Below are 22,618 nucleotides of genomic sequence, written 5' to 3' on the forward strand. Positions count from 1 at the left end.
GGACGGGTCAGCGGAGAGTGGTGGCGAGGGTCACGGCCTGCACCAGGGTGTCGGCGACCGGATGACCGGAGGCCTCCAGGCGGGCCCGGTCGGTGAAGCCACCGGCGTAGAGGACCGCGCGACCGCCGACCGAGAGCGCGGCGTCGGCATCGTCGATCGAGTCGCCGATCAGCACCACCGAGCGGCCGTCCACGCCGACCTCGGCCAGGTGCCGCGCCAGCGACTCCGCCTTGCGGTCGCCGCCGATCTCCGCCCGCAGCCCGTCGACCCGGCTGAACCGCCCGGTCAGGCCGTACGTCCGCACGGCCGGCACCAACTCGTCGTGGAACCACATGGACAACAGCGACTGGCTGCCCGACCAGGCGGCCATCGCGTCCAGCGCGTCGTGGGCCAACTCACAGGAGGTCAGCCCGAGGCGGTACGCGTCGTGAAAGATCTTGTCCAGCCGACCGAACGCCTCGCTGTCCACAGCCCTACCAAGCACCTCGGCGTAGTAGTCGGCGATCGGCCTACGGAAGCGGACCCGGTGCTCCGCCGCGGTGACCGCCGGTCCGCCCTCGGCGACGAACACGGCATTGGTGCAGGCCACCACCAGATCGAGATCGTTGAGCAGAGTGCCGTTCCAGTCCCACACCAGGTGGGTACGCGGGGTGGTCATCGATGCCCCCGGTCAGAGCTGCGGGGTGGTCAGGTCCCGCAGCAACCGTTGCTCCTCGACCCGCCAGTAGCCATGCTCCTTGCCGTCGAGCAGCACCACGGGCAGTCGGTCGCCGTACTCCCGCTCCAACTCCGCGTCATCACTGACATCCCACTCGGTCCACCGGTCGCCGGTGACCGCGACCACCCGATCGAGTGCCGCCTTGGCGTCCTCACACAGATGACAGCCGGGTCGGGTGATCAGGGTCAGGCGGGGCTCACGCATCGGTCTCCTCCGTCGCGTCGGCGCGTCCTGCACGGGTGGCCGAGTCTGGCACAGCTCGCCCGGCCGGGCCATGCGGTACGGCCACCTGACGACATCTGGCCGGGCGGGCGCGGCGAACGCGAGGCGGTCCTATGACGACAACGCGTACGCCGGGTGGTCGGACTCGGCCTCAGCGAGACCGGCGACAGGACGGCCTGCCTTAGTCCCGTACACGGAACCCGAGCACGCTCGCCAGCGCCGCGCCGGCAGGCGGTACGGCGCGACGGCTGTTTCGGAAGCGGGTCGTTGCGCTGGCCGGAGCAGGCGCACCACAGTCGACGGAACCCTCTGCCGATCAACGGCCTGACCTGCGGTATCGCCCGGACCATCCGGGAAGTGGATTGTCAACCACGGGCGACGGACAACCGGTCCGCCGGTCTCGTGGTCGGTCGGTAAATACTTCGGCCCTGTGTAACGGACTTGCCACGCGCGGGTGACGTTGGCCCTATCATCACTCGGGTCGGCTCACCCCGTTTTGCCGTGAGTCGACACCCCTCAGCCCGAGGAGGCCCCCCGTGCCCGTGAGCGCTTCGGACCAGCACCTCATGGGGATCTGCCGTCCACCGGCACACCCCGGAGCAGTTCTGCCCAGCGGCGACCTGACCCATCGACCATCGCCCGCCGACACACCGACGGACGGCGGAACGGAGGCGGCACGATGACCACCTTCGGCTTCGCGCACCGTCCGATGGGCCTGACCGGGTCGTCGGCACGCAGCCCGGTCAACGAACGCGGCAGCGCCCACGCTCCGCAGGACGCCGCAGGCAATCTGCCCGCCCGGAGCACCGATGCCGCGAATCGGGTGGGCAGCCGACCACATCAGAACGAACCGCCGCACCGCCCACCAGCGCCCGGCGGCAACGCGAGACCGACAGGCGGCCGGGTCGCCTCGCCGAACCGGCCGACCATGCCGGCCCAGGCCCGGCGCGGCGGCGATCCGCCGATCACCGAACTGCCGGCCGCCGAGACCGCGATCATCCCCGCCGTGCCCGCCGCACCCGGCACCTCCACCGGGTTCCCGAGTCGCCCGGACCCGTCCGACCCGGCCACCGAGGTCTGGGCTCTTGTCGAACGTGCCCAGGCCGGTGAGGCCGAGGCGTTCGGGCTGATCTACGACCGCTACCTCGACACCGTCTTCCGCTTCGTCTACTTCCGGGTCGGCAACCGGCAACTCGCCGAGGACCTCACCTCCGACACCTTCCTGCGGGCGCTCAAGCGGATCGGCAGCTTCACCTGGCAGGGCCGTGATCTCGGCGCCTGGCTGGTCACCATCGCCCGCAACCTGGTCGCCGACCACTTCAAGTCCGGCCGCTACCGGCTGGAGGTGACCACCGGCGACGTGCTGGACGCCGACCGGGAGGACCGCGGCCCGGAGGGCAGCCCGGAGGCCGCGGTGGTGGAGCACATCACCAACGTTGCCCTGCTCACCGCCGTGAAGCGGCTCAACCCGGAGCAGCAGGAGTGCATCGTGCTCCGCTTCCTGCTGGGCTTCTCGGTGGCCGAGACGGCCCGGGCGATGGGCAAGAACGAAGGCGCGATCAAGGCACTCCAGTACCGCGCGGTCCGGGCCCTGGCCCGCCTGCTGCCGGACGGCTTCCAGCCGTAGGTGGCGGGCCCGTCGCCCGCCGCGGTCCGGAGAACCCCCATTACCTCAGCGATCTCGTGTGGTGGTTAGTTTGCGGCGATCCGACCCGAGGCGGCCCGTAACCGAAGGCCGGTACGGCGCGTTTCTCCGGGTGCGACAGGTGACGGTCCGGGACCTCCGGATCCCCCGGATGACGGGCGACGGCGCCAGCGGCACCCCCGCCGTGGCGTCACACGGTCATCGGTCGCTGCCGGTGACCGCGGCCGATCGGCCGCGTCCAGCGAGAGGAGGTGCCGCGGTGGACAACGCCCTCTTCTCCCGACGGCGCGCCGAGCGCTTCGCGCAGCTTCTTGACGAAGCGAACGGTGGCCGACGCCATCACGTCCGTTCCCGGTCCGACGAGGAGCTCACGCCGCTCGTCCCGCTCGGCCGGCGACTGGCTGCCGACCCGCCCGAGGCCCCGATGGATCCGGAGTTCCGGACCGGCCTGAGGGCGATGCTGGTGGCCACCGCCGTCCGGGAGGGCATCGGCGCGTCCGCCGCCGCACCGACAGAGAAGGCCAGCGCCGGGCGAGGGTCACTGCTGCCGGCCGTCACCGCACGTCGGGCCCGCGCCCGGGGTGCCATTCTGGTCGGCATCGCGGCCGGCGCCGTCGCCGTCTCCGGCATCTCGGCTGCCAGCGAGAACGCGGTGCCGGGCGACGCGCTGTACGGCATGAAGCGCGGCACCGAGCGGGCCCAGCTCGCGTTGACCAGTTCCGAGATCAATCGAGGTCAGCTCCTGCTCGACTTCGCCCGCACCCGCCTGGCCGAGGCGTCCTCGCTGGGCGGTGACCGGACCGGATACCGCGCCGTGCTGGACGACATGGACGCCGACACCCGCCAGGGCGTACGCCTGCTCACCGGCGCTGCGACGCAGCGTTCGGATGCCGCGGCTCTGGACCTGGTCGACGCCTTCGTCGAACGGCAGCGCCGGGCGCTCGACGGGCTGCGGGACGGCGGCTCCCGGGCCGACCGCGAGCGCACCGCGCGGTCCCTGGCCCTGCTGGAGGCGGTCGGTGTACGCACCGACGCACTGCGCGCCGCCATCGCCTGCGGCCGACCCGCCACCACCACCAGCGACCACCTCGGCCCTGTTCCCGGCACCTGCCCCTGATCGGGGATGCGCTTCGGCGGTCAGGGCCGAAGGCCGCCCCGCCGGTTACCCTCGGACCGGGGGCAGCAGGCCCGACGGGCAAGGTGAGGGGGAGATGAGTGGCGCGCAGCCGCAAGGTGACCGTCAGCACCGATGCACACGGACACACCGCCGGTTGGGCGCAGACCGAGCCCGCTCCACCTGTCGCACCGGATCCGAGCGCCGCCGCCTTCTTCGACGTGGACAACACGATGATGCAGGGTGCCTCGATCTACTGGTTCGCCCGTGGACTGGCCGCGCGTAACTACTTCACCACCACCGACCTGGCCCGGTTCGCCTGGCAGCAGCTGCGTTTCCGACTGCTGGCCCGAGAGCACGCCGGAGACATGTCGCTGGCGAAGGAGGCCGCCCTCGCCTTCATCGAGGGTTGGCGGGTGGAGGATGTCGAGCGGCTCGCCGAAGAGATCTTCGACGAGTTGATGGCGCCTCGGATCTGGGCCGGCACCCGGCGGTTGGCGCAGGGGCATCTCGACCTCGGCGAGCGGGTCTGGCTGGTCAGCGCCGCGCCCGTGGAGATCGGCCGGGTGATCGCCACCCGGCTCGGCCTGACCGGCGCGATCGGTACGGTCGCCGAGGTGGTCGACGGCGCGTACACCGGCCGGCTGGTCGGTGACCTGATGCACGGTCCCGCCAAGGCCGAGGCGATCACCCAGCTCGCCACCGTGGAGGGTCTGGATCTGAACCGGTGCGCCGCCTACAGCGACTCCGCCAACGACCTGCCGATGCTCTCCGCCGTGGGCCGGGCGGTGGCGGTCAATCCGGACACCACTCTGCTGCGCCAGGCCCGCGAACAGGGCTGGGAGGTGCGCGACTTCCGCACCGGACGGCGGGCGGTCCGGATCGCTGTCCCGTCGACCGCCGCCGCCGGGCTGGTGGTCGGCGCGGTCACCGTGGGCGTGGCGGTGCAGCGTCGCCGCCGTAACAGCTGAGCCGCGGGGACGGCACGTCGTCGGTCAGGGACCGAACGGGTCCGGGCGTCGCGCCAACAACTTGTGCAGGGTCTGCTGGATGGTCTCCCGGACCTGGTCGGCCAGGTTGAACACGACGAGCGGATCGTCCGCCGAGTCGGTCAGGTGCGCGGTCGGGATCGGCGGGCAGAACTCGATGAGCCACTTGCTCGGCAACGGCACCATGCCCAGTGGGCCGAGCCAGGGGAAGGTGGGCGTCACCGGGAAGTAGGGCAGCTTGAGCAGCCGGGCCAGCGGCTTGATGTCGGCGAGCATCGGATAGATCTCCTCGCCGCCGACTATCGCGACCGGGATGATCGGAGTGCCGGTGCGCAGCGCCGCCGAGACGAAGCCACCCCGACCGAAGCGTTGCAGCTTGTAACGCTCCGCGTACAGTTTGCCAACGCCCTTGAAGCCTTCGGGGAAGACGCCGACGAGTTCGCCGCCGCGCAACAGGCGCTCCGCGTCCGGATTGCAGGCCACGGTCCCGCCGGTCTTGCGCGCGATCTCGGAGACCACAGGCATCCGGAAGACCAGGTCCGCGCCGAGCAGCCGCAGATAGCGGTGGGCCGGGTGCTCGTGGTGCAAGGCGGTGGAGAGGATCAGCGCGTCCAGCGCCACCGTGCCGGAATGGTTACCGACCACCAGCCCGGCGCTGTCGGCGGGCACGTTCTCCAGGCCACTGACCTCGGTGCGGAACCAGTCGCGGTAGAGCCGCCGCAGCAGCGGATGGAAGACCGCCTCGGTCAGCTCGGGGTCGAACCCGAACTCGTCCACCTCGTAGTCGCCGGCCAACCGTCGCCGCAGGAACGCCAACCCGCTGGCGACCCGCCGGTCCCACACATCGCCGGCCTGCTCCGCCACCGCCGGGTGGTGACCGTTGCGCGCGGCCGGTCGGGCATCAAGTGGTGGCACGGCGAATCCGTTGACGAGGTGCCCCTCGTCGCGCTGTTCCTCCTGCGGCCCGGTCACGATCGCTCCCGTGCGGCGGCGCGGACCTGCCGGATCCCGTCGAGCACCGCCTGCTCGGCGGCGGCCAGATGTTCCCGGGTGATCAGGGCGCGACCGTGGTGCGCGCGGATGAAGTCGTCGAACGCGGCGGCGGTGGAGCGGGGAGTGAAGGAGAATTCCTGCTCCAACCGGGAGATGTCCACCACCCGGCCGTGCACGAAGAGGTCAACCTGGTCGAGCCCGTAGCGGCCGTAGCCCAGCGTCCGGGCGAGGGCGACGCCACCGGACAGCCCCGGCTCCAGCACCGGCACGGCGACCCGGCCGGCGCGCCTGATCGCCTGGGACAGCGCGAGCACACCGGGTCCGGCGACGTTGTACGTGCCCGGGTGGTCCTCGGTGACCGACCGGTGCAGCACCTCCAGTGCGTCGTCGAAGTGCAGGAACTGCAAGCGGGCGTCCCGACCGAAGATGGTGGGCACCACCGGGAGGCTGAAGTACCGGGTCAGCGTGGTGTCGGCGGTCGAGCCGATGAACGGCGCGAAACGCAACACGGTGGCGGTCACGTCGGGACGCCGACGCCGGAACCCGCGGACGTACCCCTCGATGTCGAGGATGTCGCGGCCGAACCCGCCCCGCGGCACCTCCCGCGGCTCGGTCTCCTCGGTGAAGACGGCGGGATCCCGGAACGAGGCACCGTACGCCGCGGTGGAGGAACGCACCACGAGCTTGCGGAGCCGGGGAGCCCGTTGACAGGCGGCGAGCAACTGCATGGTGCCGATGACGTTCTGTTCCTTCATCGCCGCCCGGCCGCCCTGCTGCGTATCCGGGGCACTGACCAGGGCCAGGTGCACCACGGTGTCGACGTCGAGGTCGGCGAGGAGCCCACCGACGGCACCGGCGTCGACGCGGACCCGCTCGACCCCGGCGAGCAGGCCGCTGACCTCGGGCGTGGGGTCCGGCACGTCCACGCCGATGACCCGGTCGATGCGGGGATCGGCAGCCAGCCGGGCGGCGACGTGTGCCCCGAGATAGCGACTGACCCCGGTCACGACGACAACCCCCGGCGGGCTCGATGAGCCACCGGGGGTCATGTCTGGCACCTACCCCGGCAGCGGAGACCGAGCCGGGACAGCCACGGCCTGATCACCTGAGCCTCCGAGGATCGACGGTTGGCAGGTCACGGGTGCCGGGCCGCAGCCCGGCCGCCGTCACTTGCCGAGACGGCGACGCTGGACGCGGGTCTTGCGCAGCAGCTTGCGGTGCTTCTTCTTAGCCATGCGCTTGCGGCGCTTCTTGACCACCGAGCCCATACGACAGCCTTTCGATGCAACGTGCGGCGCGACCGGAAAACACCAGCAAATCGTGGCGTCGGCGGCCGCTTACGGACGGACGGACCGGACCGGCGGGGTGGGCGGCGGGCGCACCAGCGGTCACGATCGTCAGTCCAGCGTAGCGGGGCCGCGTCAGCAGGGCCAACGGGGCCCCGGTCGATGCCGACTCAGCGGGCGTCAGGCCAGGCCGCGCGCCGGTCAGGCGGTCTCCTGGAAGGCGCCGCGGAGATATTCGTGCACCGCGTGCTCGGGCACCCGGAACGACCTGCCGACCCGCACCGCGGCGAGTTCACCGCTGTGCACGAGACGATAGACCGTCATCTTGGACACCCGCATGACCGTCGCCACCTCCGCGACGGTGAGAAACTTGACATCCGACAGCCGACCGTCGGACTGCGACCCGGCCATGGCTCACCCGACCCATCCCATGCCCGGCGCGTGCCGCCCCACAGGTCCTCCCGCACGGCCGGCGACGCGCGTGTTACCAGTACGGTAGCGGGACGGTTGTGACCGGCGCGATCCCTTCCTGCAACTGATCATGAGTAGGACCGCACCAGTGAGGGAAAAATCCCTGGTCGAGTGGCTCACACCGGGACAACTGGTGACGATCAACTTCGGCCACCGGTGTGACCTGGCCAGCTGTCACTCGGCGCGCAGGGCGACCACCGGGTCGAGCCGCCCGGCCCGCTGCGCGGGCACCACGCCGAAGATGATCCCGACCGCTGCCGACACGCCGAAGGCGAGCGCCAGCGACCACCAGGTCACCGCCGCCGGGATGGGTGAGACCGCGGCCACCAGCAGTGCGCCACCGACGCCGAGGGCCATCCCGACCAGCCCGCCGATCGCGGTGAGCAGCACCGCTTCCAGCAGGAACTGCACGCCGATGTCGCGGGGACGGGCGCCGACGGCCTTGCGCAGCCCGATCTCCCTGGTCCGTTCCCGGACCGAGACGAGCATGATGTTGGAGACGCCGACGCCACCGACCAGCAGCGAGATGCCCGCGATGGCTGCCAGTACGCCGGTGAGGATGCCGAGGATGTCGCCGAGCACACCGAGGATCTGCTCCTGGGTGACCGCGCTGAACTCGGTGCCGGGATGGCGGCCGTTCAACTCCGCCACGATCCGCTGGCCCAGTTCGTCGATGCGCTCCCGGTCCGGCGCCTTGACCGCGATCGCGTCCACTCGTTGGGTGCCGTACAACCGCTGCGCCGCGGTCACCGGTATGTGCACCTCGTCGTCCCGGTCGACGCCGAGGCTCTGCCCGAGCGGGGCGAAGACGCCGATCACCCGGAACCGGACGCCCGCGACATTCACCTGCTGGCCCACCGCCTCCCGGTCCGGGAACAGGATCCGGGCGACCGAGTCGCCGAGGATCGCGACCCGCCGGCCGGTATCCACGTCGGACCGACTCAGGTAGCGCCCCCGGGCCACCTCCCGGGCGAAGACCGTCGGGGTGGTCTCCAGCACGCCCTGCACAGTGGTGAAGTCCTGCCGGGTGCCGGCGCGTACGGTCGCGCCGGAGGCGACGGTCACGGCGACCCGGCCGGGGTCACCGACCACCCGGCCCACGACCTCCACGTCCTGCAACGTCAGCGGGGAGACCGCCGGCGCGGAACCCACGTCGAGCCGCCCCGGCACGACGAGCAGCAGGTTGGACCCGAGCCCCTCCACCTGCTGCTCGACCGTCTGCTTGGTGCCGGTGCCGATGGCCACCAACAGCACCACCGAGGCCACCCCGATGATCACCCCGAGCATGGTCAGCAGGCTGCGCATCCGGTTGGCCCGCAGCGCATCCGACGCGACCCGCCACGCCTCGGCCAGCCTCACGAACCGCCCCCAGCGCCGGCCGAGCCGGTGATCGGGCTGGCGGCCGAGTCGGCGTCGCTGTCGGCGACCACCACCCCGTCGCGCATCGCGATCCGGCGGCGGGCGCGGGCGGCCACCTCCGCGTCGTGGGTGACCATCACCAGCGCCACCCCCGACTCCGCGTTGAGCTGTTCCAGCAATTCGAGCACGGCCGCGCCGGTGGTGCTGTCCAGGTTGCCGGTCGGCTCGTCGGCGAGCAGCACGGTCGGGTCGGTGACCAGGGCGCGGGCGATCGCCACCCGCTGCTGCTCACCGCCGGAGAGCTGGTTGGGCCGGTGGTCCAGCCGATGCCCCAGCCCGACCCGCCCGAGCATCGCGGCGGCCCGCTCGCGGCGCTGCCGGGCATTCACGCCCCGGTACACCAGCGGCAGCGCCACGTTGTCCACCGCCGAGGTACGCGGCAACAGGTGGAACGCCTGGAAGACGAAGCCGATGGTCTCGTTGCGCAGCCGGGCCAGCTCCGGCGGCGACAGCTCGCTCACCGCCCGACCACCGATCACCAACCGGCCACCGGTCGGCCGGTCGAGGCCACCGAGCAGATGCATGAGGGTGGACTTGCCGGAGCCGGAAGGCCCGATCAGCGCCACGTAGTCGCCGGCCGAGACAGTGAGCGTCACCCCCCGCAGTGCCGGCACCGAGACCCCATCCAGGTGGTAGGTCCGGGAGACGTCGACCGCCTCGATCGCGGCGGTCCCGCTCACCCGACCTCCTGGCCGTCGCGGATCTGCTCGGTGCCGCGGACCACCACCCGGTCGCCCGGCTGCACGCCCTCCACGATCTGCACCAGGTCCTGGCCCTGCACGCCGACGGTGACCGTCGCCCGGCCGGCCCGACCGTCACGCACCAGCCAGACCGCGTCCCGCCCGTCCGCTGAGAAGACCGCCGACGCGGGCACGGTCACCGCGTCCGCCGCCTCCCGGACCCGCAGCCGCAGCACGGCGTTCATGCCGGGGCGTGGGGTCGGCGCCGGTTCGGCCTCGCCGAACCGGCCGGCACCCAGGGCGAGCCGGACCCGGTAGCTGACCCCGCCCCGCGCCGACGTGCTGGGCAGCACGTCGATCGAACGGACCCGGGCCGGGTACGCGGCGCCGGGCACCGCGTCCAGTTCCACGGTGCCGGTCAGACCGGTCTGGACCAGCAGCACATCGGTCTCGTCCACCTCGGCCAGCAGACCGAGGTCGCCGGTGTCCACCACGGTCAGCACCGGGGTCCCGGCGGTGACCCGACCACCGACCGGGACTGCGGTGTCCACCCCGGGCGGTGGCCCGGCGGGCGGGGCACCGAGCGCCGCCGGGTCCAGCCCGGCCGGAAGTCCACCGGCGTCGAGCAGCCCGGCGAGCGCACCCGATGAGCCGGCCCCGCTCACGCCACCCGGCTGCACCACTCCGGCGATCGGTGCCCGCAGCGTCAGCGCGTCGACCGTCGCCTTCGCCAGGTCGTACGCCTGCTGAGCCTGGAGTCGTTGGGCGGTGGCGAGTGCGCCGACGGCGGAGTTCAGGTTGCGTACGCCGCGCTGCACCTCGCGTACCGCCTGCTCGGCGGTGCGGGCGGCGGCGTCGTACTGGCGTCGGGCGGACTCGACCTGCGCGAGCAGCGCCTTGCGCAGCTCCGGATCGCTGATCTTCCGGGCGGCGGCGCGGGCCGCGGCGTGTGCCTCGGCCGCGGCGCGATCGGTGCCGCGTAGCGATCCGGCGAGGTCGCCCCCGCCACCACCGCCACCGGCCCGCTTCGCAGCGGTCAGCGCCGCGCGGGCCTGGCGCAGCCGCTCGCGGGCCGGCGGTGAGCTGATCACGGCGAGCACCTGGCCGCGCTTGACCTGCTGGCCCGGCTCGACCCGCAGCTTGGCAAGGGTCCCGTCGGCGGGCGCGGTGAGGGTCGCCGCCGCGCGGGCGGTGACAGTGGCCGGGGCGTCGATCTCCTCGGTCACCGGGGCCAGCGCAGCCGAGGCGAGCGCGACCGACGGTTCGTCGGCAGTGCAGGAGGCGGCGCTGGTGAGGGTCAGGACGGCGACGGCGAACAGGGCGCTGAGCAGGCGGGGCCGCGAGGCGGCGGCCGGCAGGGGGTCGAGTCGGCGCACCCGACCCATGCTACGAGCCGGCGTCGATCCGACCGCGGTACGGCTCAGCCGACGGCGCGGCGGATGTACTTCGCGCAGTCGCCCTGCAGTTTGCCCCAGGGCTTGCCGAAGACCTCCTCGGAGACCTGCCTCGGCACCCGGAGGTCGTGCACCACCGCCTTGACGAAGGCGAGCACCTTGCGTTCGCCGAAGCGGTCGAGGAGGTACCGGACGGCAAGGTAGGAGATGCCGTAGCTGCCGGTCGCCTCCTCGGCCGAGGCGTCCTCGGCCGGGATGAGGCTGTCCAGCTTGCCGTTCCAGTCGCCCTTGACCAGCTTTCTGGTGGGAATCAGCCCGTCGTACCTGGCGACCGGCACACCGTCGGCCCCCGCGTGCTCGGCCAGCCCCTCGATCAGCCACCAGACCGAATCGTCCCAGTAGCTGTTGTCCGGCAACGAGACCGCGTGGACCAGCTCGTGCCGAAGCATCACGTCGAGGTAGGCGCGGTTGTTGAAGCTGTCCGGCCCGAGTACCACGTCGTAGTGGCCGCCGCCGACGTTCACCGCGTAGCCGGCGCCCCACTCCGGCTGGTCGCCGCCGTACCAGCGCTGCCATTCCTTCGGTCCGGCGTAGAAGATCCGGTACCGGTCCGGCACCGCGCCGTCCACCACGTACTCGTCAGCCACCCGGGCCGCCGCCTCGGCCCGCCGCAACAGCTCCGGCAGCCGGTCACGGTACGCCGGCGTGGTGCCCACGATGGTGCGCTTGCCCACCGCGGCCGCCAACTTGCTGACCTCCCAGGGCAGGGTGCCGGCCTGCGCGCGGACCCGGCCGCCCACCTGCGGGGTGGCCGTCGACTTCGCCAGCTCGATCAAACGCGGCTCCGCCCCGTCCCGCCACCGGGTGTTGACGAGCAACGGGCTGGGCCGGCAGTCCGGCACCACGAAGCAGTAGTGGAACTCCACCGACAACCGCCACTCACCGGGGCTGCCGGCCGGCGTGGGCAGGCCGTTCGGGCGTCCCTCCCAGCGGGTCACCCGCAACTCCTGGAGACCGGCGAAGCGGCGCCGTAGTTCACTGTGGACCTTGCGGTCCGCGATCGCCAGGAACCCGGCCCGGTCCCCGGCGAGCAACGCCGTGGCCTGCCGATCCAGTTGCGCGGTGATCCGCTCGGAGACCTGCCGGGCGGCCACGGTGGTCGGGTTCTCGGTCGGCGCGGCGGCCTCGGCCGGCGTCTCGGCATCCGCCGCTCCGGTCGCCACCAGCGCCACCGGCACCGCGCCGGCCAGCAGCAGCACGACCACGACGGGCAGCGCCCAGCGCCACACCCGTCGCCGCTTCGGGCCGGCCACCGGCACCGTCGCCTCGGCCGCGTCCAGCGGTTCCGGCACCGCCGGCAGTTCCGGCGCGACCGGCAGTTCCGGCGCGACCGGTGCGGCACTCGGCGTGACAGGTGCCGACGAGGGGTCACCGGCCTGGGGATCTGCGTCACTCACGCGGGAAGCGTACGGTCCGCACGCCATTGGCAGGGGGCACCCCCAGCCGACCAGCTCACGGCCCGGCGGTCAGCTCACCAGCCTGGGCCGAGGTCGACGGCCAGGCGCGGTACGCCATGTCGAGCGCCGCGATGAGCTGGTCGAAGGACCTGTCCACGTCGCGCGGCAGCCCGAAGCCGCCCATCGCCTCCAACGAGACGAAGCCGTGCAGGGCGGCGCGGAACATCCTCGCCGCGTCCACGGCGGCCGTGCCGGAGATCCCGTACCCCGCCAGGACGGCGTAGGCGACGCCCACCGCGCGCTCGGCCACGGCCACGTGCTCCGGGTCGCTCGGGTCCGGCGCCCGCTGCGCGGCCACGTACCGGCCGGGGTGTCGATGGGCGTACGACCGGTAGGCGTGCGCCACGACGCGGAGCGCGTCCGCGCCGCTGCGGCCGGCGGCGGCGGTCGTCGTCTCGGCGGCGAGTTCGGCGGTGGCCAGCGTGGAGAGCTTCTGCATCAGCGCGTCGGCGCCCTTGACGTGCTTGTAGAGGCTGGGCAGGGCGACGCCGAGCCGGTTCGCCAGCTCGGCCAGGGTGAGCCGGTCATATCCGACCTCGTCGGCGAGCTGGGCCGCCGCGCGGACCACCACCTGCGGGTTGAGTCCGGCCCTAGGCATGCTCGACCACCGCGAGGAAGTCGACGAGTTCGGCCGTCATCGCCTCCGGCCGGTCGGCGTGCGGGTAGTGCCCGGCGTCATTGATCATCCGCGCCTCGGCGACCTGGAAGAGTCGCCGGGCGGCCCGGGCCTCGGCGGCGGGGTCCGGGAAGTCGGGGTCCTTGGTGCCCATCAACACCAGCACCGGCTGCCGCACCTGCGGGGCGCGGGTGGTCCAGTGCGGCTCGACCTGGGCGGCCACGCCCCGCACCGGCACCATCCGGCCGGGCCGGCGCAGCGCGGTCACCAGTTGCCTGCGGTACGCCGCGTCGTCGGCCGGCCGGTGCACCGGGAAGAGGGTACGGTGGAACATCCCGAACAGTCGCGGGCTGCGGATCACCGCCGCCAGGGCGAGGCGCATGAAGGCGTTGAGCTTCGGCTGGGCCACGAACGCGCCGACCAGCACGATGCCGTTCACCAGCTCCGGCGCGTCGGTGGCGGCGAAGACCACGGCCGCGGCGCTTGAGGAGTTGCCGACCAGGGTGGCCGGCCCGCCGTCGAGGTCGCGGATCACCGCCAGCAGGTCGCCACCCACCTCGGCCGGGGCGTACGTCGACCAGCCCGTGCTGGAGTCGCCGTGTCCCCGCACGTCGACCGACGCCACCCGGTAGCCGGCAGCGACCAGCAGCGGGATGAGGTGCCGGTAGGAGTGGCGGTTCTCCCCCATGCCGTGCGCGAGGACCACGAGTGATCCCTGCCCGTGCACCTCGTACGCGATCCGGCCGCCGCCCCGCACCACAAAGCTATTAGTCATAGCTAGAAAGCTAACACCATTAACCAAGAACGGCAAGCCGTTACCCGGAGTCGTCCCGACGGGGGTGTCGGGCTACTTGCGGGACGCCACCGCGCGGGCGAAGAAGGCCAGGTTGGCGGGGCGCTCGGCGAGGCGGCGCATCAGGTAGCCGTACCAGTCGTCGCCGTACGGCAGGTAGGTGCGCACGGTGTAGCCCTCACCGACCAGCCGGTCCTGCTCCTCCGGGCGGATGCCGTAGAGCATCTGGAACTCGAACTGGTCCGGGCCGCGATCGAACCAGCGCGCCCGGTCCTCGCCGATGGCGATCAGGCGGGGATCATGGGTGGCCAGCATCGGATAGCCGGCGCCGGACATCAGGATGTTCAGGCAGCGGACGTAGGACTTGTCCACCTCGCGGGCCGACTGGTACGCCACCGACTCGGGTTCGGAGTACGCCCCCTTGCACAGCCGCACCCGGGAGCCGGCCGAGGCCAACTCGCGGCAGTCCGACTCGGTCCGGCGCAGGTACGCCTGGAGCACCGCCCCGGTCGACGGGAAGTCCTTACGCAGCTTGGCCAGGATGTCCAGGGTCGAGTCGGTGGTGGTGTGGTCCTCCATGTCCAGCGTGACAGTGGTCCCCGCGGCATCGGCCGCAGCGCAGATCGCCCGAGCGTTCTCGCAGGCCAACTGCTCGTCGAAGGACTGACCGAGGGCGGACAACTTGACACTCACCTCGGCGGCCGGCGTCAGCCCCGCCTCGGCGAGCATCCGCAACAGCGAGAGGTACTCGTCCCGGGTGGCGGTGGCCTGCTCGGCGGTGACGGTGTCCTCGCCGAGATTGTCGAGGGTGACGGCGAGACCGCTGGCGACGAGTTCGCGGGTCACGCGCAACGCGTCTTCGGTCCGCGCGCCGGCGACGAACCGGCGCACCACGTCGCGGGAGAACGGGGCCGTCGCGACGAGCCGCTCGATCCGGGATGACCGGGAGGCGGCGAGGATGACGGTACGGAGCATGAGCCGAGCGTAACGCCCGCCCCGGCGGGCGGGACGCGCCATCCGGCGGTACTCCGGATGGCATCGATCCGCTACAACGATGGCGTGGAACGACGACACCCCCGCCGCCGGCTGCGGTCGGCCTCCGTGCAGCTCGGCGCGGTCACCGCGTTGGCCCTCGCCCTCTCCGGCTGCAACATGACCTCGGACGACGACGATGACTGCGCCCTCGGCCCGACCGGCGGTGGCGACACGGTGGCCCTGGCCATGCGGATCCCGGCATCCGTGGCCGCGCCGGCCACCGGCCGGACCGCGCCGGAGCCGGTCGGGGCGACCGTGCCCGAGCGCGGCGGTTTCGGCACCCACCTCGCCTCCTGCGGCGGCTGACGTGCGCCGCGAAGCGGTCGATCCGCGTCCGGACTGGGACGCCACCATCCGCGCCCAGGGCCTGGTGTACGTCGACACCGAACTGCCCGACGGCGGGGTGATGTCGTACTGGGACGAGACCGCCGCGTACGCCTTCGACCTGGCCGAGGTGCTGCGGCTGGAGGAGGCCACCGAGGAGCTGCACCGGATGTCGGTGGCCGCCGCCGAACACGTGGTCGCCCGCGGCCGGTACGCCGAGTTCGGCATCCCGGACTGGGCGGCCGAGGCGGTCGCCCGGTCGCTGCGGGAGACGCCGCCCACCCTCTACGGCCGCTTCGATTTCTGGTACGACGGCAGCTGGCCGCCGAAGCTGCTGGAGTACAACGCCGACACCCCCACCGCGCTGGTCGAGGCGAGCATCATCCAGTGGTACTGGCTGGAAGACACCCGACCTGAGCTGGACCAGTGGAACAGCCTGCACGAGCGGCTCGTCGCCACCTGGGCGAAGATCGGCGCCGGGCTGCACGACCGGCGGGTGCACGTGGTCTGGTCGAACGAGGAGGAGAGCGGCGAGGACCACATGACCGCCGGTTATCTCGCGGAGACCGCCCGCCAGGCCGGGCTGGACGTGGAGCTGCTGCCGATCCAGGAGATCGGTTGGGACGGCCGCCGCTTCGTCGACGCCGCCGACCAGCCGGTCACCACCTGCTTCAAGCTCTACCCCTGGGAGTGGATGCTGGCCGAGCCGTACGGGCCGCTGGCGTTGGATCCGGGCACGCCGACTACCTGGATCGAGCCGGCCTGGAAGCTGCTGCTCTCCAACAAGGCGTTGCTGGCGGTGCTCTGGGAGCTGTACCCGGGGCACGAGCTGCTGCTGCCGGCGTACCTCGACTCGCCGCGCGGCATGCCCGAGTACGTCGCCAAGCCGCTGCTCGGCCGGGAGGGTGCCGCGGTCCGCATCGTCACGCCGGGTGGTGAGGTCGAAAATCCGGGTGACTACGGCGACGAGGGCTTCTGCTTCCAGGAGTTTCGGGCGTTGCCCGAGTTCGCCGGTAGCCGGCTGGTGCTGGGCAGCTGGATCGTCGATGGCGAGTCGGCGGGCGTCGGGCTGCGGGAGAGCGCGAGTCTGATCACCGACGGCTACGCCCGGTTCCTGCCGCACTACATCGACGCACCGCGACCGGCGTGAGTCGTCTACCTTTGGAGGCGTGAACTTCGACGCCTACGCCCGGACCGGAGTTGACCTCGTCAACACCCGCCTGGACGGCCTCGATGACCTGCGGGCCATCATCCCCGACGACAACGCGTGGATGCGCGACGAGGTCGCGGAGCGTGATCTGCCCATCTTCCGGCGGGCGCAGAAGCGGCTGCGTGACGTTTTCGAGTACGGCACCTCCGGACGTGACGCCGAGGCGGTGGCCGAGTTGAACTCGCTGCTCGAAGCCTTTCCGGTGCAGCCGCGCATCTCCGGTCACGACTCCAGCGACTGGCACATGCACGTCACCAGTCGGGGCGCCTCGGTGAGCGCGGAATACCTGGCAGGTGCGGTCTGGGGGCTGTCGGTCTGGCTCTGCGAGTACGGCAGCGCCCGCTTCGGGGTCTGCGCCGACGACCGCTGCGGCAACGTCTACCTGGACACCTCGTCCAACTGCTGTCGGCGGTTCTGTTCGGAGCGTTGCGCCACCCGCTCGCACGTGGCCGCGCACCGGGCCCGCAAACGGGCCGCCGTCCCGACGCAGAGCGACCCGCTCACACCCGTTCCCTGACCCGTTCGCGCGGCCCGGCCCGACGCGTTCGGCGGCGCTGCGCTCAGGCGTCGACCGGGGACGGCGTGTTCAGGTGCTGGCGGGCGAAGGCCAGCGCCTCGCGCAGGTCCGCCTCGCGGGTCTGCCGACTCTTCGCACCCCTGGTGGTGACCTCCACCGCCACCGACCCGGTGAAGCCGCGCCCGGCCAGTGAGCGCAGCAACTCGGCGCAGGGCTGGCTGCCGCGTCCGGGCACCAGGTGCTCGTCCCGCCCCTCACCGGTGCCGTCGCCGAGGTGCACGTGCGCCAGGCCGTCGCCCATCCGGTCGGCCATCGCCAGGGCGTCGGTGTGCGAGGCGGCGCAGTGCGACAGGTCGAGCGTGTACGAGGAATAACCGGCCTCGGTCGGATCCCAGCCCGGGACGTACGGCACGAACTGCCGGCCGGCCATCCGGACCGGGTACATGTTCTCCACCGCGAAGCGCAGCCCACCGAAGTCGCCTGCCACCTTCTCCAGCCCGTCGGCGAAGTTGCGCGCGTACTCCCGCTGCCAGGTGAACGGCGGGTGCACCACCACTGTGGGTGCCTCCAGCGTCTCGGCCAGCACCGCCGCCCGCCGCAGTCGCTCCCACGGGTCCGGGCTCCAGACCCGCTGGGTGACAAGCAGGCAGGGCGCGTGCACGGAGAGCACCGGCACGCCGTAGTGGTCGGACAGCCCGCGTAGCGCGCCGACGTCCTGGCTGACGGCGTCGGTCCACACCATCACCTCGATCCCGTCGTAGCCGAGGGACGCGGCCAGCTGAAACGCCGCCGCGGTCCGCTCAGGAAAGACCGAGGAACTGGACAGGAGCACCGGGACGCGGGAAGTCACACCACCGAGGGTAGCCGCCATCGATCGGGGCATCATGACGAGAAGCCGCAAACCGGACGACGAGGACGACAGGCGTCACAGTGGCGTCAGCCGATCCAACCGATCGAGTATGACGCCCTCACGCAGCGCCCACGGGCAGATCTCCAGCGAGTCGATGTCGAGGCGTCGCATCACCGACTCGGCGACCACGGCACCGGCCAGCAGTTGGTGGGCGCGACCGGAACTCACCCCCTCCAGCTCGGCCAACTGGGTCGGCGGGATGTGCCTGATGAAGCCGAGCACCTGCCGCAGCCCGGAGCGGGTCAGCACCCGCCGGACCCGGGGGCCGGCGCCGCTGGGGGTCGCGCCGGCCAGCCGGGCCAATGTCCGGAACGTCTTGGAGGTGGCCACCGGGCGGTCCCAGCCCACCTCGGTGAACCGGGTCACCACCGGGTCGAGCCGGTCGTCGACGTACTCGCGCAGCTCGTGCACGGCCTCCGGCGCGGGTGCGGAGGTGTCCTGCGGGTCCACGCCGAGCCGGTCGCGGGTGAGCCGGCCGGCACCGAGCGGCAACGACTCCGCCGCGTCGGGGTCCTCGTCGATGCCGGCCGCGAGTTCCAGCGAGCCGCCGCCGATGTCCAGCACCAACAGCCGACCCGCCGACCAGCCGAACCAGCGCCGGACCGCGAGGAACGTCATCCGCGCCTCGTCCGCGCCGGAGAGCACCCCCAGCCGTACGCCTGTGGCGTCCCGGACCCGGGCCAGCACCTCGGCCGCGTTGCTGGCGTCGCGTACCGCGGAGGTGGCGAAGGCGAGCAGGTCGTCGACGCCCAGCTCGGTGGCGGAGGTACGGGCCGCGGCCACCGCCTCGACCAGGGCGTCAGCGCCCTCCGCGCGCAGCGCGCCGTCCGGACCGATCTGCTCGGCGAGCCGCAGCACCGCCTTCTCCGAGTGCGCCGGCCACGGATGCGCCCCCCGGTGGCCGTCGACCACCAGCAGGTGCACGGTGTTCGAACCGACATCGAGGACACCCAGTCGCATGGGGAAACCCTAGGCCAACCGGTTCGTGGCGCTCACCGGCCCGCCCGGCACACCACGCGTACGCTGGGCCGGGTGACAGGGCAGATCGAAATCCGCGTGCTGGTGGACGACCCGGCGGACCCGCGCAGCCGCGAGGTGCCGCTGGACTTTCCCCGGGAGTGGATCGAATTCGTCGACCCGGCGGACGAGCGGCACGTGGTCCGGGCCGACCTCACCTGGCTGCTGTCTCGGTGGACCTGCGTCTTCGGCCGGGGTTGCCACGGCATCATCGCCGGCCGGGCGGCCGACGGCTGCTGTTCGCACGGCGCGTTCTTCACCGACTCCGACGACGAGAAGCGGGTCCGCGCGGCGGTGAAGCGGCTGACTCCCGCGACCTGGCAGCACTTCCGGCGGGGTTTCAAGAACTGGACCGAGAACGACACGGTGGACGGCAGCACGCCGGCCCGGCGTACCGCCACCAGGGACACCGACGCCCCCTGCGTCTTCCTCAACGAGGCGGACTTCCCGGGCGGGGGTGGTTGCGCGCTGCACGCCCAGGCCCTGCGCGACGGGGTGCACCCACTGGAATACAAGCCGGACGTGTGCTGGCAGTTGCCGGTCCGCCGGGACCAGGAGTGGGTGAAGCGGCCGGACAACACGAAGGTGCTGGTCTCCACGCTTGCCGAGTTCGACAGGCGGGGCTGGGGTGCCGGCGGGCACGACCTGGACTGGTGGTGCACCTCCTCCACCGACGCGCACGTCGGTGCCGAGCCGATGTATCTGTCGTACGCCCCGGAGCTGACCGCGCTGGTCGGCGAGGCCGCGTACGCCAGGCTGGCCGAGCTGTGCGCCAGCCGGCTGCGGCAGGGCCTGGTCGCCCCCCACCCCGCCGACCCGAGCTGACTCACCTGAAGTGATCTTGATAGCACTGTTGCTACCATTTCCACATGGCCATGACGCTCCGGCTGGACGACGAACGTGAACGCCGACTCCGACTCGCGGCGGACGAGGAGGAGCGGTCGATGCACGCGGTGGTGGTGACCGCAATCGACGACTACCTGGCGCGCCGCAACGCACGGCAGTTCGACGATCTCGCCGACGAGATCATCGACCGCCACGCCACGCTGCTCGCCCGCCTGGCGGAGTGATGACCGAGACCTACTACCCGACGCTCGCGGACGTCGTCCGGATCGCCCGCAAGATCGGCGTCGGGGTCCGCGACGTCGGGCTGATCGAGTCGGCGGTCGCCCGCCCCCGCACCAGCGTGTTCGGCGAGGACGCCTACCCGGACCTCTGGACCAAGGCGGCGGCGTTGCTGCACTCGCTGCTCAACAACCATCCGTTCGTGGACGGCAACAAGCGCATCGGCTGGATCGTGTCCGTCGCCTTCCTGCTCCAGAACCGTGCCGTCGCCGTCGCTCAGCTCGACGAGGTCGACCAGGACGTCGCGTACGACCTGGTCATCGCGGTGGCGGAGAGCCGGCTGACCGAGGTGGACCAGATCTCCGAGGGGCTGCGGAAGCTCTTCTGAGCCGGATCGATCAGGGCTCGAACTTGTAGCCGAGGCCACGGACCGTGACGATGTGGCGCGGCGCGGAGGGCTCCGGTTCGATCTTGGAACGCAGCCGCTTGACGTGCACGTCGAGCGTCTTGGTGTCACCGACGTAGTCGGCACCCCAGACCCGGTCGATCAACTGCCCTCGGGTCAGCACCCGGCCGGCGTTGCGCAGCAGCAGTTCCAGCAGCTCGAACTCCTTCAGCGGCAGCGGCACCGCCGCCCCCTGCACGGTCACCACGTGCCGCTCGATGTCCATCCGGACCGGGCCGGCGGCAAGCGTCGGCCCGCCCGACTCGGCCGCCTCGACGCTCTGCCGGCGGAGCACCGCACGGATCCGGGCCACCAGTTCCCGGGGCGAGTACGGCTTGGTGACGTAGTCGTCGGCGCCGATCTCCAGCCCGACCACCTTGTCGATCTCGCTGTCCCGTGCGGTGACCATGATGATCGGCACGTGTGAGCGCTGGCGCAGTTGGCGGCACACCTCGGTGCCCGACATCTCGGGCAGCATCAGGTCCAGCAGCACGATGTCGGCGCCGGTGCGGTCGAACTCGGTGAGAGCCGACGTGCCCGTGGCGGCCACGGACACCTCGAAGCCCTCCTTGCGGAGCATGTACGACAGGGCGTCGGAGAACGACTCCTCGTCCTCGACCACCAGAACCCGACTCAACGGCCTCTTCCTTTCCATTTGCGGTTCGCGCCGGACTTGAGCCCGGCCCGCGTCATGTGCTGTCAAACCGGGCGCAACCCGGTCGGACCGGCCTCGATCCCATCCGACGGCAGTGTCGCCAGCAGGTCGTCCGGTGCACGGGCAGGCAGCCGGAGGGTGAACGTCGACCCACCACCAAGAGTGCTCGTCACCTCGACCCGCCCGCCATGGTTGCTGGCGATGTGCTTGACGATCGCCAGGCCGAGCCCGGTGCCGCCGGTGGATCGGGAACGGGCCTGGTCGGCCCGGTAGAAGCGTTCGAAGATCCGGTCCACGTCGTCGGGGGCGATGCCGATGCCCTGGTCCGTCACCGCGATCTCGACGTGCTCGTCGTCGGCGCGGGCGGTGATGCGTACCGTCGTCCCCTCGCCCGTGTAGTTGACCGCGTTCTCCACCAGATTCGCCACGGCGGTGGCCAGCTGACTGTCGCTGCCGTAGGCGGTCAGCCCCCGCTGCCCGTCGACGATCACCGCGATCCGCCGGGCGGCGGCGGCCGTCCGGGTGCGGTCCACCACCTCGGAGATCACCCAGTCGACCGCAACCGGCTCCGGAGCCGGCTGTGGCTCGGCGCCCTGAAGCCGGGTCAGTTCCAGCAACTCCTGCACCAGCCGCCCCAACCGGGTCGACTCGTGCTGGATCCGCTCGGCGAAGCGCCGGGCCGCGACCAGGTCCTCGGACAGCTCCGGCCGGTTCCCACCGGCCGGACCGGCGACCTCGCCGCTGGGGGCGGTGACCTCGCCGCTGGGGGCGGTGACGTCGCTGCTGGGGGCGGTGACCTCGCCGCTGGGGGCGGTGGCGTCGAGCAGCGCCTCCGCGAGCAGTTGCAGCGCGCCGATGGGGGTCTTCAGTTCGTGGCTGACATTGGCCACGAAGTCGCGGCGGACCCGGGCCAGCCGGTGCGCCTCGGTCACGTCCGCCGCTTCCACCGCGATGTAACCGTTGCCCAGGCCCATCGCCCGCAGGTGCACACCGAGCGGGTTCTCTCCGGCGTTGTCACGGCCGCGAGGCAGGTCCAGCTGGATCTCCCGGCGTACGCCGGTGCGCCGCACCTGGCCGGCGAGGGTACGCACCAGCGGATGGGCGCTTATCGACCCCGGCCGGGTCCCGGTACGCAGCAGTCCCATCGCCCTGGCCGCCGGGTTGACCAGCACGGGCACATCCTCCGCGTCGAGCACCACCACCCCGGCCCGCAACGAGTCGATCGCGCGGCGGCCGAGCCCGACCTGTTCATCCTCGGCGATCGTCTGCCTCCTCCTACCGAACCGGAACCCGTGCCGGTCGCTCCCACGGGAACCGACCGGACGGCGCGTCGCCGAGGTGACCCGGGGCAGCCACAGGCCGGCGACCAGCCCGACCACCAGGGCCGAGGCCACAGCTACCGTCACCGCCCACGTCACCCGGCGATCGTAGGGTCATTGTTCACCGGACTACCTCGCAGACCGGGACGAAGCACTCTCACTTCCGGGAAAGTTCACTTCCGCGTCCGGCGCAGTTCACCGGCGTTCATCTGCGGTCCTCCCCCGCGTCCTAGCTTGGCCGGCGAAGCACCATGACCACCCCCG

General features: G+C 72.0%; 26 protein-coding genes. 9 read left to right on the forward strand and 17 right to left on the reverse strand.

Annotated elements, in window-relative coordinates; genetic code table 11:
• Positions 1-7 precede the first annotated feature (7 nt).
• Both C1I93_RS09550 and C1I93_RS09555 read right to left on the reverse strand, forming a co-directional pair.
• Positions 8-658: an HAD family hydrolase gene (locus C1I93_RS09550; protein ID WP_111242879.1), complete on the reverse strand. Its 651-nt coding sequence runs from the start codon at positions 656-658 to the stop codon at positions 8-10.
• A gap of 12 nt (positions 659-670) precedes the next feature.
• Positions 671-922 (reverse strand): glutaredoxin family protein, encoded by a 252-nt coding sequence (locus C1I93_RS09555; RefSeq protein ID WP_111242880.1) that lies wholly within the window; start codon positions 920-922, stop codon positions 671-673.
• 697 nt (positions 923-1,619) lie between these two features.
• Between C1I93_RS09555 and C1I93_RS09560 the strand changes: the two genes are divergently transcribed.
• The 3 genes from C1I93_RS09560 (at position 1,620) to C1I93_RS09570 (ending at position 4,670) form a co-directional block, all read left to right on the forward strand.
• Positions 1,620-2,567: a sigma-70 family RNA polymerase sigma factor gene (locus C1I93_RS09560; protein WP_111242881.1), complete on the forward strand. Its 948-nt coding sequence runs from the start codon at positions 1,620-1,622 to the stop codon at positions 2,565-2,567.
• A gap of 277 nt (positions 2,568-2,844) precedes the next feature.
• Positions 2,845-3,702, forward strand: a complete 858-nt coding sequence (locus C1I93_RS09565; protein ID WP_111242903.1) for a DUF5667 domain-containing protein — start codon at positions 2,845-2,847, stop codon at positions 3,700-3,702.
• Between the two features lie 98 nt (positions 3,703-3,800).
• A complete protein-coding gene (locus tag C1I93_RS09570) occupies positions 3,801-4,670 on the forward strand; it encodes an HAD family hydrolase (protein ID WP_111242882.1) in 870 nt (289 codons plus the stop codon).
• A gap of 24 nt (positions 4,671-4,694) precedes the next feature.
• Here C1I93_RS09570 and C1I93_RS09575 read toward each other — a convergent pair whose 3' ends face one another.
• The 11 genes from C1I93_RS09575 to C1I93_RS09625 form a co-directional block, all read right to left on the reverse strand.
• Positions 4,695-5,603 (reverse strand): lysophospholipid acyltransferase family protein, encoded by a 909-nt coding sequence (locus tag C1I93_RS09575; RefSeq protein ID WP_111242904.1) that lies wholly within the window; start codon positions 5,601-5,603, stop codon positions 4,695-4,697.
• A gap of 53 nt (positions 5,604-5,656) precedes the next feature.
• Entirely contained in the window at positions 5,657-6,730 is a 1,074-nt protein-coding gene (locus C1I93_RS09580) for an NAD-dependent epimerase/dehydratase family protein (protein WP_111242883.1), read from the reverse strand.
• A gap of 117 nt (positions 6,731-6,847) precedes the next feature.
• Complete coding sequence (locus C1I93_RS09585) at positions 6,848-6,949, reverse strand: 30S ribosomal protein bS22 (protein ID WP_007465623.1); 102 nt, start codon at positions 6,947-6,949, stop codon at positions 6,848-6,850.
• A gap of 219 nt (positions 6,950-7,168) precedes the next feature.
• On the reverse strand, positions 7,169-7,378 hold the full coding sequence (locus tag C1I93_RS09590; protein ID WP_111242884.1) for a helix-turn-helix domain-containing protein: 210 nt from the start codon (positions 7,376-7,378) through the stop codon (positions 7,169-7,171).
• A gap of 234 nt (positions 7,379-7,612) precedes the next feature.
• Positions 7,613-8,797, reverse strand: a complete 1,185-nt coding sequence (locus C1I93_RS09595) for an ABC transporter permease (protein ID WP_111242885.1) — start codon at positions 8,795-8,797, stop codon at positions 7,613-7,615.
• The gene (locus tag C1I93_RS09600; RefSeq protein ID WP_111242886.1) at positions 8,794-9,537 is read right to left on the reverse strand and encodes an ABC transporter ATP-binding protein; all 744 of its coding nucleotides are present in this window, start codon (positions 9,535-9,537) and stop codon (positions 8,794-8,796) included. The genes C1I93_RS09595 and C1I93_RS09600 overlap by 4 nt, the downstream gene beginning before the upstream one ends.
• Positions 9,534-10,922, reverse strand: coding sequence for an efflux RND transporter periplasmic adaptor subunit (locus C1I93_RS09605; protein WP_111242887.1), 1,389 nt, complete (start codon positions 10,920-10,922; stop codon positions 9,534-9,536). Before C1I93_RS09605 ends, C1I93_RS09600 begins: the two co-directional genes overlap by 4 nt.
• 35 nt (positions 10,923-10,957) lie before the next feature.
• Positions 10,958-12,388 carry a hypothetical protein gene (locus C1I93_RS09610; protein ID WP_223256261.1) on the reverse strand — a complete coding sequence of 477 codons (1,431 nt, stop codon included), beginning with the start codon at positions 12,386-12,388 and terminating at the stop codon, positions 10,958-10,960.
• Between the two features lie 55 nt (positions 12,389-12,443).
• On the reverse strand, positions 12,444-13,046 hold the full coding sequence (locus C1I93_RS09615; protein ID WP_111242888.1) for a TetR/AcrR family transcriptional regulator: 603 nt from the start codon (positions 13,044-13,046) through the stop codon (positions 12,444-12,446).
• On the reverse strand, positions 13,039-13,839 hold the full coding sequence (locus C1I93_RS09620; RefSeq protein ID WP_111242889.1) for an alpha/beta fold hydrolase: 801 nt from the start codon (positions 13,837-13,839) through the stop codon (positions 13,039-13,041). Before C1I93_RS09620 ends, C1I93_RS09615 begins: the two co-directional genes overlap by 8 nt.
• 72 nt (positions 13,840-13,911) lie before the next feature.
• On the reverse strand, positions 13,912-14,832 hold the full coding sequence (locus C1I93_RS09625; RefSeq protein ID WP_111242906.1) for a proline dehydrogenase family protein: 921 nt from the start codon (positions 14,830-14,832) through the stop codon (positions 13,912-13,914).
• Positions 14,833-14,916: 84 nt separating this feature from the next.
• Here C1I93_RS09625 and C1I93_RS09630 point away from each other — a divergent pair, with 84 nt between their 5' ends.
• Genes C1I93_RS09630 through C1I93_RS09640 form a run of 3 tightly spaced genes read left to right on the forward strand, consistent with a single transcriptional unit; the run spans position 14,917 to position 16,943 of the window.
• Positions 14,917-15,198, forward strand: coding sequence for a hypothetical protein (locus C1I93_RS09630; RefSeq protein WP_223256260.1), 282 nt, complete (start codon positions 14,917-14,919; stop codon positions 15,196-15,198).
• A 1-nt stretch (position 15,199) separates the two neighbouring features.
• Positions 15,200-16,366: a glutathionylspermidine synthase family protein gene (locus tag C1I93_RS09635; protein WP_111242890.1), complete on the forward strand. Its 1,167-nt coding sequence runs from the start codon at positions 15,200-15,202 to the stop codon at positions 16,364-16,366.
• Positions 16,367-16,385: 19 nt separating this feature from the next.
• Positions 16,386-16,943 carry a CGNR zinc finger domain-containing protein gene (locus tag C1I93_RS09640; RefSeq protein ID WP_111242891.1) on the forward strand — a complete coding sequence of 186 codons (558 nt, stop codon included), beginning with the start codon at positions 16,386-16,388 and terminating at the stop codon, positions 16,941-16,943.
• A 43-nt stretch (positions 16,944-16,986) separates the two neighbouring features.
• Here C1I93_RS09640 and C1I93_RS09645 read toward each other — a convergent pair whose 3' ends face one another.
• Both C1I93_RS09645 and C1I93_RS09650 read right to left on the reverse strand, forming a co-directional pair.
• The gene (locus C1I93_RS09645) at positions 16,987-17,793 is read right to left on the reverse strand and encodes a sugar phosphate isomerase/epimerase family protein (protein WP_181445092.1); all 807 of its coding nucleotides are present in this window, start codon (positions 17,791-17,793) and stop codon (positions 16,987-16,989) included.
• 75 nt (positions 17,794-17,868) lie between these two features.
• The gene (locus C1I93_RS09650; RefSeq protein ID WP_111242893.1) at positions 17,869-18,813 is read right to left on the reverse strand and encodes a Ppx/GppA phosphatase family protein; all 945 of its coding nucleotides are present in this window, start codon (positions 18,811-18,813) and stop codon (positions 17,869-17,871) included.
• A 72-nt stretch (positions 18,814-18,885) separates the two neighbouring features.
• Between C1I93_RS09650 and C1I93_RS09655 the strand changes: the two genes are divergently transcribed.
• The 3 genes from C1I93_RS09655 to C1I93_RS09665 are packed head-to-tail and all read left to right on the forward strand — an operon-like array spanning position 18,886 to position 20,323.
• Positions 18,886-19,695, forward strand: coding sequence for a DUF3109 family protein (locus C1I93_RS09655; RefSeq protein WP_111242894.1), 810 nt, complete (start codon positions 18,886-18,888; stop codon positions 19,693-19,695).
• Between the two features lie 44 nt (positions 19,696-19,739).
• Positions 19,740-19,940: a ribbon-helix-helix domain-containing protein gene (locus C1I93_RS09660; protein WP_212808285.1), complete on the forward strand. Its 201-nt coding sequence runs from the start codon at positions 19,740-19,742 to the stop codon at positions 19,938-19,940.
• A complete protein-coding gene (locus C1I93_RS09665) occupies positions 19,940-20,323 on the forward strand; it encodes a type II toxin-antitoxin system death-on-curing family toxin (RefSeq protein ID WP_111242909.1) in 384 nt (127 codons plus the stop codon). The genes C1I93_RS09660 and C1I93_RS09665 overlap by 1 nt, the downstream gene beginning before the upstream one ends.
• A gap of 10 nt (positions 20,324-20,333) precedes the next feature.
• Here C1I93_RS09665 and C1I93_RS09670 read toward each other — a convergent pair whose 3' ends face one another.
• Positions 20,334-21,017 carry a response regulator transcription factor gene (locus C1I93_RS09670; RefSeq protein ID WP_111242895.1) on the reverse strand — a complete coding sequence of 228 codons (684 nt, stop codon included), beginning with the start codon at positions 21,015-21,017 and terminating at the stop codon, positions 20,334-20,336.
• Between the two features lie 62 nt (positions 21,018-21,079).
• Complete coding sequence (locus C1I93_RS09675) at positions 21,080-22,453, reverse strand: ATP-binding protein (protein WP_181445093.1); 1,374 nt, start codon at positions 22,451-22,453, stop codon at positions 21,080-21,082.
• Positions 22,454-22,618 lie beyond the last annotated feature (165 nt).

Origin of the sequence: Micromonospora endophytica (assembly GCF_003236305.1) — a bacterium.
GTDB lineage: Bacteria > Actinomycetota > Actinomycetes > Mycobacteriales > Micromonosporaceae > Micromonospora > Micromonospora endophytica.